The following is a 13,669-nucleotide window of genomic DNA, read 5'->3' on the forward strand; positions in this document are numbered from 1 at the left end:
AAGCCCGTCAGTAACAGGGCGTTGTGTCGAAAGGGTTTTCGCGGGTTTTCATCGATGCCGAAGGAATTCCTCCGAGCTTCGAAGAAATGTCTGACGCGCTGATCGGAAGCGTTGCCGAACCGCTATCCAGCCTTTTTAAACGCCCATAAAAAAGGCCGCTGCAAACGCAGCGGCCAAGGTAAGACGTTGGATCAAGGAGCTACAAATCAACGTCAGTGAACACCGGGGTGATAAACCGGAAAATCGATTTATCCGAAACCTGTAGCCAATCGCAGCCGCATGCAGCGGAGCGGGCTCAGCGCTTTCCGCAATGTCCGGGAAAGCGCGCTCAGAATAAGTGCTTGAGCCTGTAGGAAAAATACCGATTCCGGACATGCACTGTTACGGGGCGCGCAACAGTGGCGTGCCCATGCATGGCGCTGATGATGCGCCATCCAGCCAGTCCATGAACCGCTCCAGCCCACGCCGGGCAAGGCCATTCATCCTTTCGAGCGACAACGCAAATACCTCCTTGGTGCGCTTATCGACCGCAGCGCCCGGCAGTAGGGTGGGGCCTTCTGTCACTCACCGGGGAAGACGCATGACAAAAACAACAATGCGCGCCATCTTCACACCGCAGGCGCTGGCCGCTGCGGTGGCTTTGGGTTGCTGCGCCCAGGCGCACGCGGTCGCCTTCAACATCGGCGAAATCGAAGGCACCTTCGACTCGTCACTTTCGGTCGGCGCGAGCTGGGGCCTGCGCGATGCCGACAGTTCGCTGGTCGGCACGGTCAATGGCGGCAGCGGACAATCGTCCACCGGTGATGACGGGCGCCTGAATTTCAAGAAGGGCGAAACCTTCTCGAAAATCTTCAAGGGTATCCACGACCTCGAACTGAAGTACGGCGATACCGGCGTGTTCGTGCGGGGCAAATATTGGTACGACTTCGAACTCAAGGACGAAGACCGCGAGTTCAAACAGATCAGCGACAGCGGCCGCAAGGAAGGCGCCAAATCTTCCGGCGCGCAGATCCTCGATGCATTCGTCTATCACAACTACGCCATCGCCGATTTGCCCGGCACCGTGCGGGCCGGCAAGCAGGTGGTGAGCTGGGGCGAAAGTACCTTCATCGGCAACTCGATCAACAGCATCAACCCGGTTGACGTCTCAGCATTCCGCCGTCCCGGTGCCGAGATCAAGGAAGGCCTGATTCCGGTAAACATGCTGTTTGGCTCGCAGAGCCTGACCGACAAACTTTCGGTCGAAGGCTTCTACCAACTGGAGTGGGACCAGACCGTTCTCGACAACTGCGGCACGTTCTTTGGCGTCGACGTCGCGGCGGACGGTTGCAACAACAGCTACACCGTCGGCAGTCCGGCGGTGGCGCCACTGGTGCCGCTGACCACCGCGTTCGGCCAAGGCATTCAGGTCACCCGCGAGGGCGTGGTGATCCCCCGTGGCGGCGATCGCGATGCGCGCGATTCCGGGCAGTGGGGCACGGCGCTGCGCTGGCTCGGCGAAGACACCGAATACGGCCTCTACTTCATGAACTACCACAGCCGTACACCGACGGTCGGCACCACCACGGCGGGGCTGTCGACACTGGCGGCGTTGCCAGGCATGGTCGGCATTGCCAACGGCCTCGCGCCTGGCAGCGGTGCGGGGCTGGCGCAGAGCGTGATGCTCGGGCGCGGTCAGTATTACCTCGAATACCCGGAAGACATTCGTCTGTACGGCGCGAGTTTCTCCACCACGCTGCCCACCGGCACCGCGTGGACCGGCGAGATCAGCTACCGGCCGAACGCGCCGGTGCAGGTCAACACCAACGACCTGACCCTGGCGCTGGTCAACCCGATTGCCGGCGGCACCGCATCGCCACTCGCCACTTCGCCGGGTGCCGACAACAAAGGCTACCGGCGCAAGGAAGTCACACAGGTCCAGAGCACCCTCACGCACTTCTTCGATCAAGTGCTGGGCGCCGAACGCCTGACCGTGGTCGGTGAAGCCGCAGTCGTGCATGTCGGTGGTCTGGAGTCACGCAGTGAGCTGCGTTATGGCCGTGATTCGGTCTACGGCCAGTACGGTTTCGGCGGCGATACCGACGGCTTCGTCACCTCGACTTCGTGGGGCTATCGCGCCCGGGCGATTCTCGATTACGCCAACGTCATCGGCGGGATCAACCTCAAGCCCAACCTGTCGTGGTCCCATGACGTCGCCGGTTACGGCCCCAACGGCCTGTTCAACGAAGGTGCGAAAGCCATCAGCGTCGGCGTCGATGCCGACTACCGCAACACCTACACCGCAAGCCTCAGTTACACCGACTTTTTCGGTGGCGACTACAACGTCCTCGAAGACCGTGACTTCGTGGCCCTGAGCTTCGGCGTGAACTTCTGATCTGCCCGAGAAGGATGACTGCAATGCGCAAAACGATTCTGCAATGTGGCGTGCTGGCCTTGAGTCTGCTGGCGGCCAACGTGATGGCGGCGGTGTCGCCGGATGAAGCCAACAAACTCGGCACCAGCCTGACCCCGCTCGGCGCCGAGAAGGCCGGCAACGCGGACGGTTCGATCCCGGCATGGACCGGCGGCATCCCGAAAAACGCCGGCGCAGTGGACAGCAAGGGCTTCCTCGCCGACCCGTTTGCCAACGAAAAACCGCTGTTCACTATCACCGCCGCGAACGTCGAGCAGTACAAAAGCAAGCTCTCCGATGGCCAGGTGGCAATGTTCAAACGCTACCCGGAAACCTACAAGATCCCGGTCTACCCGACCCACCGCACCGTGGGTGCGCCAGCGGAAATCTATGAGTCGGCCAAGCGCAGTGCGCTCAACGTCAACAGCATCAACGACGGCAACGGCCTGGCCAATTTCACCGGCAATCGCTACTACGCCTTCCCGATTCCGAAGAACGGCGTCGAGGTGCTGTGGAACCACATCACCCGTTATCACGGTGGCAATCTGCGGCGGATCATCACCCAGGTCACGCCGCAGACTAACGGCAGCTACACGCCGATCCGCTTCGAAGAAGAGATCGCCGTGCCGCAACTGATGAAAGACATCGACCCCGAAAAGGCCGCCAACGTGCTGACCTTCTTCAAGCAATCGGTGACCGCTCCGGCGCGGCTGGCCGGTAACGTGCTGCTGGTGCACGAAACCCTCGATCAGGTAAAGGAACCGCGTCTGGCGTGGATCTACAACGCCGGTCAACGCCGCGTACGTCGGGCACCGCAAGTGGCCTATGACGGTCCGGGTACAGCGGCCGATGGCCTGAGGACTTCCGACAACTTCGACATGTTCTCCGGCGCGCCGGATCGCTACGACTGGAAACTGGTCGGCAAGAAGGAAATGTACATTCCCTACAACAGCTACAAACTCGACTCGCCGAAGCTCAAGTACGACGATATCGTCAAGGCCGGGCATATCAATCAGGACCTGACCCGTTACGAACTGCACCGCGTCTGGGAAGTGATCGGCACGGTGAAACCGAACGAGCGGCACATCTACGCCAAGCGCCACATGTACATCGACGAGGACAGCTGGCAAGTGGCACTGGCCGATCACTACGACGGTCGCGGGCAACTGTGGCGGGTCGCCGAAGGTCACGCGCAGTACTACTACGATCATCAGGCCCAGGCCTACACGCTGGAAGCGCTCTACGACATCATTGCCGGCCGCTACATTGCGTTGGGCATGAAGAACGAAGAGAAGCACAGCTTCGAATTCGGCTTTGAAGCCAAGGCCGCGGATTACACACCCTCGGCCCTGCGCGCCGAGGGTGTGCGCTAACGCTTGAACTGCACCGCTGGACAAAAGGCGACCGCACGGTCGCCTTTTTTTATGGCCATCAATCAGCGTGCTGAATACTCGTCAACAAGGGCGCGGGAGAGGGCTAGGGTGAGCGCACAACGATAAGAAGGCTCAGCCGATGACCGCCATGACCCCGTGCCTGGATCGACCCGGATTTTTGCCCAGGCTTTCTTCGCATCATCAACCTCGCAGCCGTTTGAGCGCACCTTTACTGGCATCCAGCGCGCGGGTGAAGCTGTTGTGCGCGCCCGCGGGCAGTGGCAAAACCGCACTGCTCACCGAATGTCTTCTGCAGGTGCGTACGGAGTGCGAGGCAATCTGGCTGCCGCTGGCAGGCGCGGCGCTCAGCACCGAAGAATTCTGCCTGCGTCTGAGGCGGGCGCTCGGGCTTGTCGAAGGCCTTGACGAAACGCAACTGATGGCGGAGCTGGCCCATTGGTCGAAACCGACTTCGCTGTTTATTGACGATTACAGTCGTCTGCCGGATCCGGCTCTGGATGCGTTGTTTGATCGCTTGCTGGCAATCAGCAGCCCGGCGCTCACCTGGTGGATCAGCACTCGCCGCCGGCCGCAGTGCAACTGGCCGCGGCTGTTGCTCGATGATGAACTCTACGAATCCGAACCCGCCAGCCTGGCGCTGACTCACGATGAGGTGGTATCGGTGTTGCGCCATTTGCCGCCAGATCAGGCGGACCGTGTCGCTGGCCGCATCATTCAGCGTACCGGTGGCTGGTGCGCGGGGGCGCGCATGGCACTCCTGCAAAAATGTGACTGGTCGCAAAACCCGCAACCACAGCAGCGTGTCGACACTCTTCTGGATTATCTGCAGCACGAACTCTTCAGCAACCTGACGCCGGAGCAGGACGAGGCATGGCGTGTTCTGGCGCACCTGCCACGGTTCAATGCGTCGTTGTGCGAGCATTTGTTCGGCCCCGGCGAAGGCGCCCGGCTGCTGCATGATCTGCAAGTGCTGGGCTGCTTTATCGAGCCATGGCAGGAGTCCGCCGATTGGTTGCAGGTCTTCCGGCCGCTGTCGCGAATCATGCAGGCGTCGCACTGGCCGTGTGCACGCTCCTGGCACCGGCGCGCCTGTCAGTGGTTCACTGCGGCGCAGGATTGGCGAGCAGCGTTCGAGCAAGCGTTGTTGGCCGAGGAGTACGAAACCGCCGTCAGCCTGTTGCAGCATTTCAACTTCGAAGACTTGTTCGAGGATCAGGCGGTCGTCCTGCTGTTGCGCTTGCACGAGCAGCAAAGTCAGGAGCTGACCCTGATGACACCGCAGCTGGTCGGACTGGTCACGGGCGCCTTATTGTTTGCCGGGCGATTTCAACAGGCCGGGCAATGCATGGCCCATCTCGGCCGCTTCATGCCGCAGCCGACAGCGCAACTGGAGCAGCAACTCTTGGCCCGCTGGCAGGCGCAACAGGGTTGGCTTTGCCACCTGCAAGGGCAAATGGAGCCGGCGCGCGCCTGTTTTCAGGAGGCGTTGTCAGCGCTGGCTGACGATGCCTGGCAGGCGCGTGTGATGTGCCTGTCGGGACTGACCCAGCAGGCGTTGCTGTGCGGTGAACTCGATCAGGCCCACGCCCTTAACCGCGAGGCGCTGTGCCTGGCGCGCGCGCATGGCTCCCTGTTGTTCGAGGGGTTGCTGGAGCTTGATCATGCGCAATGGCTTGAGCAGCGAGGAGCGCCTGTACGCGCTGAAAGTCTGCTGGTGGACATCGAGCAATTGCTGCGTCAGCGCACTATGGTGCCCACGCCGCTGCTGGGGCGGATTGCCCTGCGACGCGGACGGCTGGCGCTGTGCATGGGGCTTGAAGAGCAGGCTGCGCAGCTGTTCAGCCAAGGTCTTGAGGATTGCTTGCGCAGCCACGACAAGCGGGTCCTCTATGGTTATCTGGGGCAGGCGCAACTGGCCGGCAATCGCGGCGATTACGCGTGCGCCTTCGAACGCCTGCGCGAAGCCGAAAGGGTCATGCAGCAGCGGCAGATTCCCGATACGGTCTATCGCGGTGTCGTGTTGCAGGTCAGCAGCCAGTTCTGGTTGCAGCAGGGGCGACCGCATCTTGTCCAGGAAGCGTTGGGCCGACTGCTACGGCATTACCGAGGACCCTCTGCGTTGCAGGCGCCACCTGCGACGTTCGAACTGATTATTCGCATCGAATACTTGCTGGCCTGCGCGCATGCGCAATTGAATCCGGACGAAACCGGTCTGCCAGGCATTGAACGATTGTTGAAACATGTTCAGGCCAAAGGCATGTTGGCGGCAGAAACGGAGTTGCTGCTGGCCTACACCCAGTTGGCCGAATCCAGCGGTGAGGCGGTGCAGGCGCAGCAGGCTTTCCAGCGAGCCGCAATGCTGGTGGAGCGCTGCCAGTTGCAGCAAGCCCTGCGCGAGTGGGAATTACGCCGAGGCAACATCGGCACAACGTCTGCCAGGCAGGTTCCTGACTGGCAATGCGACGACGTTGATCAGGCACCAGGCCTCAGTCGGCGCGAACGCGAAGTGCTGATGCTGATTGCCCAAGGTGCTTCGAACCAGCAAGTTGCCGAACAACTTTTTATCTCGCTGCATACTGTAAAAACCCATGCGAGACGTATTAATGGGAAGTTGGGTGTGGAGCGCAGAACTCAGGCTGTGGCCAAGGCGAAGTTGCTGGGAATACTTGTTTAGTATTTTGCTTTGCTTTGAATGTAAATGGTTTGCGTTATTTGTGGGCATGTTTTGTAAATTGTTCGAGCTTCAAGTGGCTTGGAAAAGAAACTACCTTGCAACTATCTGCAGTGGCCGCACTTGCGGCTCTGGATGGTCAAGTAAGGGAAAGTTGTGATCAAGTTATTTAAAAGTTTGATGCGTGATTCGCTGGGTGAACAGGTTTCATGGGCTGAAGAGTGGAAAAAGGCAAGCCATGTCAAAACGGAGATGTTCAAGATTATCGGCGCCGTGCCGAGCGTTATGGATATTCTGCGCAACATGCTTCAAGGTGAATTGAAACGTCTGGGCAAAACAGTCGATATCGACAAGGTCTATGTCAATACCGATCCTGCTTTTCCCGCCAGTGCAGACCGGCCTTCGGGCACTCTTTGGGAAGTCACCGTTTACTGCCTCGATAACAATGTCAGTCCTGCTTACATTATGGGCGGCGATGGGGTTTTTTATCTGCCGGACACGTTCAGTGAGCAGTTCAAAGTAAAGATCATCAACACCATTATTGTCGAAGATCTGATTGCTGCCATAGCTGCCGGACTGGAAAAAACGTTGCGCGCCGAGATCGCAAAGTTCTGGGCGGCGCCCGTGAAAGCCGTTCTGGCTGACAGTGCACCGTTGTCCAATAAGCAGGCTTTCATCCAAGCCTATGCCATGGTCACAAGTGCAGAGCTGTCGCTGTCGGTCATGGCCAATGTGCTTGATGCCGGGCTGGGTGAGCGATTCGCCCTTCTGCTCAGCTCGGACAGCGGTCGTGCGGCGTTTGAAGTCAACCTGCAACCGCCGCAGAATTACCTTCTGGCGCGCCAGCCCTGTTTCGTTCTGGACAACGCCGAGCGTGCGGGCGCAGAGATGCCGCTGGTAAATGAATCCACCTCTTACCTCTTGCATACGCCGGAAAAAGGCTTCGAGTATTTTGACAAGAATGTTGATTTGCATCGCGAACTTCAGAAGCGGCTGTTGCTGGGTAGCGACCAGATCAGATATCTGAAAGCCACGCAAAGTCCTTATGCCTTTAGTGTAGAGACTCATCTCAAAGGCCAGCTTGAAAGCGTGTCGTCCTTGGTCAATAGCCGAGATAACCCGCTCATATCCGCGCTGCATAACAATCAGGGCCTGCACGTGCTGCGCCGCGGTATCGATAGCCGCTTCGAACTGCTCTGGGCTGAACTGAAACGTACCGACTGGCCGCTTTGGCTGCAGACCGCTGGTAGCGACATTCAAGAGCGATATAGCCAGCTGGAAAAGTCCAAGGACCAATACCAGGCTATTTATTCGAACGCGTTCGATGCATGTTTTTCACTCAAGGATTATGTGGTGCGGAAGTTCGCTGAATGGGCAGACAGCGTGCTGGGCGAACATCTTGATGCGCAAGTGATACGTGTCCACAGTTCCTACACCTTGCAGATCGGCGGGCGAACTATCGAGCAAGAAGAAACACGAACGCTGACAGAGTTTATTGTTTCCGGTCTGCACGACAATGGTTATAAAGCCAATCTGACTATCATTGGCGCTCCTGTCGGAAGCCGGCTGACGACGCAGGCGCTAGAACAATGGCTGGAGCATCGTAACCTGCGACTGGAGTTTGCCGGAAGTTTTGCATTCTCGCCTTCCGATGATTATCAGCAGGCTTATCGAAACTGCCTGTATAGCCAGATGGAGTTTGCAGTTTTCGTTGCTCGACATTCTGGGAAGTTGGATTCCACCGATGCGAATATCATTGCTCGCGCCATGGCCAATGACCCTGCGGTGACTGTCCAGGGTTTGCGAATCAGATTGCAGGCGCCGGCATTGAAAGACGTCCTGGTTATTTCGGCCAGAGAATATGTACCTTCGCTGATGTTGGTCAGAATGCCTGGCGGTGAATTCGAGCTGCAGAAGTTTTCCGATCTTTATGCGGCGAACCGTTGGCTGGAGTCGGCAATGTCCGCCGATCGTGAATACGCTGCCTTGCTGATCCATCCAGACTACCTGCACGAAGCAGGCGAGTTGCTCGGCAGCGCTCGCACACAACTGAGCTATCGCTACACCCTCGATAGCCGTCCGGCCGATCTTCATCTGGATCCCAAAGCACCGCTTGCCGATTACGTGAATGCCGCCTACCGAGCCGAAGTTGCCCTGCACAAGGCTATTGCACCAGTAGGTTATCGAGCGCTTGGCGTTGAAGGCCGCAAGCGCTATTCGCGCCTGTCCACCGAACTCAAGGCGCTGTCTACGGTTGATGCTCGAGACAATGGTTTCCCGACATTTGAGCAGTTCACCTATGACTCGGTGAAAACTCAGATAGAAGATATTTTGCGTACACGTGGCAGCAACGTTTCGGTCAATCCTGACCAGATTATTGTTCAGACCGAAGATTTCCGTAAAAGCGTTACCGACCTATTGCTTGAGGGGCTCGCTTTTGACGCGGTAAACCCAGCTTACGAAACGAAATTCAGCCCGAAGTACTATTTGGTGAATGGGCATCCCCTCGTTGAAAAACTGGATATCCGAGACCTGTCCTCGCTGTCGAAAACGTTCCGTCCAGGTGATCGATATGCCGCGATGCTGAAAGAGCAATATCAGAACAAGGCGCATCCCGGTTACGCATTCAAACGTGCAGTGCACGCCCGCAAAATCCGCTGTGAGATGTACTGCAATGCTTTTGCCGACTTTACCAACGGCAGGTTATCCACGGAGTCGTTCTCGGCCATCCAACGGGTCATCGATAATCTGAAAGAAAGCGGCGGCTATGAGTCAATCTCCAATAGCGTCTCCGAAGGTGACGTCGGTGTGTATAAATTCAATATCGGCGCGCTGGGTCTGACGACTGCCGGGGATCGTACAGTTGGCGGCGTTTATATTTTCCGACTGAAGCTGTCTTCAGGCTTCGCCGATTTGCTCTATACGCCGGATGCGCCGGACCTGGTCAGCTTCCGGCCAATCGCCGAGTTCATTCCTTCGATTCGCTTTCGAAACGGCCCGTTCAGGAGCTACTACAGCGAGCGGATACTGCTGGTAGACCAAAAGGTGATCAACGACTATTTCGACAAGCTGGTTGCAACGGTCGATGCCAAACCGGTCATTCGCACGCAGCAGCGGTCGTTACTGCCGGATCTGTTCACTTTCCATGACGAGCGAGTGCGCCGTGCATTGAGTGATATCGACGAGCGCACCACCAGTCTCAATGAAATCATCGTCGGTCTGGTTTACGACAACCTGTTGAAAGCGGCAAACATCGTGAGCCTGCTGGTGCCTCCTGTGGGCACTGTCGTGGTGGCTGTGCAGATGATGAAAAGCATTTACGACGCCTCTCAATCGCATAAACGAGGCGACTACCGCGCTGCGCTGGGACATGTGCAGGAAACACTGACCGGCCTGTTGACCCTGGGCAAAGCCGTGGCGGCGGGTAACCCGGTCAAGGAAGTCACCCATGCACAGCGGTCGTTTCTCAGCCTGTTCGAGGACGCGCGGACGGTTGCGGAACTGGTCACGTATTACACCGGCCAGGAAGACTTGAAAGAGATACTCGTCGAACTGTTCAACACGTTGATGGAAGGCGCTGATGCCAGCCTGAGCAAAACCACCGTTCATTGATCGTATTGTGAATAGTTACCGCTCGTTCAATGGGCAAGAGCGTTATCGTTCGTAGCCCATCCGCCAACTCACGGCCCGCGTAGCCGCCAGCAACCGCTGCGCCGCCGGGCCGTTTTCGTCGGCGTGGAACAGCGAGGTCGGGCCGACGATGGTCAGCACCGCAGCGATCTGCCCGACCGCGTTGAACACTGGCGCAGAAAGCGCATCCACACCCGGCATCAACAAACCATGCACGTGATGCAGACCGCGTTCGCGGATCTGTTCACACAGCGCTGCATAGGCTGTTTCATCCTTGAGCGGATGCTCCGCGACAGCGATTTCCTGCTCACGCAAGTCGTCGGTTTCCCGATGCGGCAGGTAAGCGCTGAACACCAGCCCGGTGGACGAACTGAGCAGCGGCAGCACCGAACCCAATTGCGTCACCACCGTCACCGCGCGCACCGCTGGTTCGATGTGCACCACGGTTGCGCCCTGATTGCCCCATACCGCGAGGAAGCAGGTTTCATTGAGTTCATCGCGCAACTCGGACAGCGGCAGGGCAGCGACCTTCAGCACGTCCATGCTGTTGAGCGCGGCCAGGCCCACCCGCAGCGCTTCGCGACCGAGGCCGTAATGGTTGGTGGCGGCGTTCTGTTCGGCAAATCCCGAAGCAATCAACGCCTGCAGATAGCGATGCACCTTGCTCGCCGGCATCTGCACGTGTTCGGCCAGACGCGACAGCGAAGTCGACGGTGACAACTCGGCCAAAGCCTTGAGGATGTCGGTGCCGACCTCGGCGGAGCGGACTTTCTGTTTGCCGTTGCTGTCGCTGGTTTTTTCCATGGGGCTGGCGGTTCCGGTTCGAGTGGGCGTCTTTATAGCTTGACGCTGGATAGCGAGCAAATTACGTTATGCGTAATCAGATTACGATAATAACAACCCCGGCGTGCCGAGACCTCTGAGCCAGAGCGATGGGCCATTGCCGACTCCCTGTTCAGGAGGCTCCATGAACCTCGATTCAACCGCGCAGGACTTGGTTTACCAGTCCGGCTTCGGCAACGAATTCAGCACTGAAGCGTTGCCCGGCGCGCTGCCCGTTGGCCAGAATTCCCCGCAAAAAGCCCCATACGGTCTGTATACCGAACTGTTCTCCGGCACCGCGTTCACCATGCCGCGCAGCGAAGCGCGCCGCACCTGGATGTACCGGATTCAGCCATCGGCCAATCACCCGGCGTTCGTCAAACTGGAACGGCAACTGGCCGGCGGACCGTTGGGTGAAGTGACGCCCAATCGCCTGCGCTGGAATCCACTGGAGCTGCCGACCGAACCGACGGATTTCATCGATGGCCTGGTCAGCATGGCCGCAAACGCCGGCGCCGAGAAACCGTCCGGCATCAGCATTTATAACTACACCGCCAACCGTTCGATGGAGCGGGTGTTCTTCAACGCCGATGGGGAAATGCTGCTGGTGCCGCAACTCGGTCGCCTGCGTATCGCCACCGAACTGGGCGTACTCGAAGTGGCGCCGCTGGAAATCGTCGTGCTGCCGCGTGGCCTGAAATTTCGCGTCGAATTGCTCGACCCGCAGGCGCGCGGTTACCTCGCCGAGAACCATGGCGCGCCGCTGCGCCTGCCGGATCTGGGGCCGATCGGCAGCAACGGTCTGGCCAATCCCCGGGATTTCCTTGCCCCGGTCGCTGCCTACGAAAACCTCCAGCAACCGACCACTCTGGTGCAGAAATTCCTTGGCCAGCTGTGGGCTACTGAACTCAATCACTCACCGCTCAATGTGGTCGCCTGGCACGGCAACAACGTGCCGTACAAATACGACCTGCGCCGTTTCAACACCATCGGCACAGTGAGTTTCGATCATCCCGATCCTTCGATCTTCACCGTACTGACCTCGCCGACCAGCGTGCACGGTCTGGCCAACCTCGATTTCGTGATCTTCCCGCCGCGCTGGATGGTCGCCGAAAAGACCTTCCGGCCGCCGTGGTTCCATCGCAACCTGATGAACGAATTCATGGGCCTGATCCAGGGCGAATACGACGCCAAGGCTGAAGGTTTCGTGCCCGGCGGCGCCTCGTTGCACAGCTGCATGAGCGCCCACGGCCCCGACGGCGAGACCTGCACCAGGGCGATCAACGCCGAGCTTGCACCTGCAAAAATCGATAACACCATGGCCTTCATGTTCGAGACCAGCCAGGTGCTGCGCCCAAGCCGTTTCGCCCTCGACTGCCCTCAATTGCAATCCAGTTATGACGCTTGCTGGGCCTCGCTGCCCGCCACGTTCGACCCGACCCGGAGATAACCCATGACACAGAATTCCATCCCCCGCAGTTGGGTCGCTTCGGCCAACGGTCACAGCGATTTCCCGTTGCAGAATCTGCCGCTGGGCGTGTTCAGTCTCAACGATTGCAGTCCGCGCGCAGGCGTGGCGATCGGCGAGCACATCTTCGATTTGCAAGTCGCGCTACAGGCCGGGCTGTTCGACGGTGTCGCCCGCGGTGCGGTGGAAGCCATGCACGGCGGGCAGTTGAACGCGTTCTTTGAACTTGGCCGTGAGGCGCGGGTTGCCCTGCGCGAACGCCTGGTCGAACTGTTCAGTGAAGGCAGCACCCTGCGCGGCAGCATCGAAGCGCAAGGCGCGAAAGTCTTGCCACTGGCTGCCGATTGCCAGATGCACCTGCCGGCGCGAATCAGCGATTACACCGACTTCTACGTCGGCATCGAGCACGCGCAGAACGTCGGCAAACTGTTCCGCCCGGATAACCCGCTGCTGCCGAACTACAAGCACGTGCCGATCGGTTACCACGGTCGCGCTTCCACGGTGCGAGCGTCCGGCACCGACGTGCGCCGGCCGAAAGGCCAGACGCTGCCGGCCGGCCAGACCGAACCGGTCTTCGGCCCATGCGCACGTCTGGATTACGAACTGGAACTGGGCATCTGGATCGGCCAGGGCAATGAGATGGGCGAGCCGATTGCCATCGGTGACGCTGCCGAGCACATCGCCGGTTTCTGCCTGCTCAACGACTGGTCGGCGCGGGATATCCAGGCCTGGGAATACCAGCCACTCGGGCCGTTTCTGTCGAAGAGTTTCATCACCAGTGTCTCGCCCTGGGTGGTGACGGCCGAAGCGCTGGAGCCGTTCCGCACGGCGCAACCGGCGCGTCCTGAAGGTGATCCGCAGCCGTTGCCGTATCTGCTCGACAAGCGTGATCAGGATGGCGGCGCCTTCGACATCGAACTGGAAGTGCTGCTGCGCACCGAAGCCATGCGCGAGCAGAATCTGCCGGCCCATCGCCTGACCTTGAGCAACACCCGCTACATGTACTGGACCGTCGCGCAAATGGTCGCGCACCACAGCGTCAACGGTTGCCAATTGCAGGCCGGTGACCTGTTCGGTTCGGGCACTTTGTCCGGCCCGGAAAACGGCCAGTTCGGCAGCCTGCTGGAGATCACTGAGGGTGGTAAGAAACCGATCGAACTGGCCTCAGGCGAGGTGCGCAAATTCCTTGAGGACGGTGACGAAATCATCCTGCGCGCTCGCTGCGCCCGCGAAGGTTTTGCCTCGATCGGCTTCGGCGAATGTCGCGGCACCGTGATCGCTGCACGCTGACA

Annotated in this window: 7 protein-coding genes; 6 read left to right on the forward strand and 1 reads right to left on the reverse strand. The window is 59.1% G+C overall.

Annotated features, from left to right (window positions below; translation table 11 throughout):
• The first annotated feature begins 580 nt into the window (after nucleotides 1–580).
• The 4 genes from PS14A_RS03785 to PS14A_RS03800 all read left to right on the forward strand — a co-directional run bounded on the left by PS14A_RS03785 (nucleotide 581) and on the right by PS14A_RS03800 (nucleotide 10,069).
• Nucleotides 581–2,374 carry a DUF1302 domain-containing protein gene (locus PS14A_RS03785; RefSeq protein WP_212615342.1) on the forward strand — a complete coding sequence of 598 codons (1,794 nt, stop codon included), beginning with the start codon at nucleotides 581–583 and terminating at the stop codon, nucleotides 2,372–2,374.
• 23 nt (nucleotides 2,375–2,397) lie between these two features.
• A complete protein-coding gene (locus PS14A_RS03790) occupies nucleotides 2,398–3,765 on the forward strand; it encodes a DUF1329 domain-containing protein (RefSeq protein ID WP_212615343.1) in 1,368 nt (455 codons plus the stop codon).
• A 139-nt stretch (nucleotides 3,766–3,904) separates the two neighbouring features.
• Entirely contained in the window at nucleotides 3,905–6,460 is a 2,556-nt protein-coding gene (locus PS14A_RS03795) for a LuxR C-terminal-related transcriptional regulator (RefSeq protein ID WP_212615344.1), read from the forward strand.
• A 153-nt stretch (nucleotides 6,461–6,613) separates the two neighbouring features.
• Nucleotides 6,614–10,069 (forward strand): DUF6543 domain-containing protein, encoded by a 3,456-nt coding sequence (locus PS14A_RS03800; RefSeq protein WP_212615345.1) that lies wholly within the window; start codon nucleotides 6,614–6,616, stop codon nucleotides 10,067–10,069.
• 42 nt (nucleotides 10,070–10,111) lie between these two features.
• On the opposite strand, the gene PS14A_RS03805 is transcribed toward PS14A_RS03800, so the two are convergent.
• Nucleotides 10,112–10,891: an IclR family transcriptional regulator gene (locus PS14A_RS03805; RefSeq protein ID WP_130910825.1), complete on the reverse strand. Its 780-nt coding sequence runs from the start codon at nucleotides 10,889–10,891 to the stop codon at nucleotides 10,112–10,114.
• 163 nt (nucleotides 10,892–11,054) lie between these two features.
• On the opposite strand from PS14A_RS03805, the gene hmgA reads away from it, so the two are divergent.
• Together hmgA and fahA are read left to right on the forward strand one after the other, a co-directional pair.
• Nucleotides 11,055–12,359: a homogentisate 1,2-dioxygenase gene (gene hmgA / locus PS14A_RS03810; RefSeq protein ID WP_130910824.1), complete on the forward strand. Its 1,305-nt coding sequence runs from the start codon at nucleotides 11,055–11,057 to the stop codon at nucleotides 12,357–12,359.
• Between the two features lie 3 nt (nucleotides 12,360–12,362).
• The gene (gene fahA, locus PS14A_RS03815) at nucleotides 12,363–13,667 is read left to right on the forward strand and encodes a fumarylacetoacetase (protein WP_212615346.1); all 1,305 of its coding nucleotides are present in this window, start codon (nucleotides 12,363–12,365) and stop codon (nucleotides 13,665–13,667) included.
• Nucleotides 13,668–13,669: the final 2 nt, after the last annotated feature.

The organism is Pseudomonas sp. 14A (genome assembly GCF_018132745.1).
Lineage (GTDB): Bacteria > Pseudomonadota > Gammaproteobacteria > Pseudomonadales > Pseudomonadaceae > Aquipseudomonas > Aquipseudomonas mercuritolerans.

Excerpts from the sequence above, each read along its gene's own strand:
- PS14A_RS03785 (WP_212615342.1), top strand. The coding sequence starts at position 581 with ATGACAAAAACAACAATGCGCGCCATCTTCACACCGCAGGCGCTGGCC.
- PS14A_RS03790 (WP_212615343.1), top strand. The coding sequence starts at position 2,398 with ATGCGCAAAACGATTCTGCAATGTGGCGTGCTGGCCTTGAGTCTGCTG.
- PS14A_RS03795 (WP_212615344.1), top strand. The coding sequence starts at position 3,905 with ATGACCGCCATGACCCCGTGCCTGGATCGACCCGGATTTTTGCCCAGG.
- PS14A_RS03805 (WP_130910825.1), bottom strand. The coding sequence starts at position 10,891 with ATGGAAAAAACCAGCGACAGCAACGGCAAACAGAAAGTCCGCTCCGCC.
- hmgA (WP_130910824.1), top strand. The coding sequence starts at position 11,055 with ATGAACCTCGATTCAACCGCGCAGGACTTGGTTTACCAGTCCGGCTTC.
- fahA (WP_212615346.1), top strand. The coding sequence starts at position 12,363 with ATGACACAGAATTCCATCCCCCGCAGTTGGGTCGCTTCGGCCAACGGT.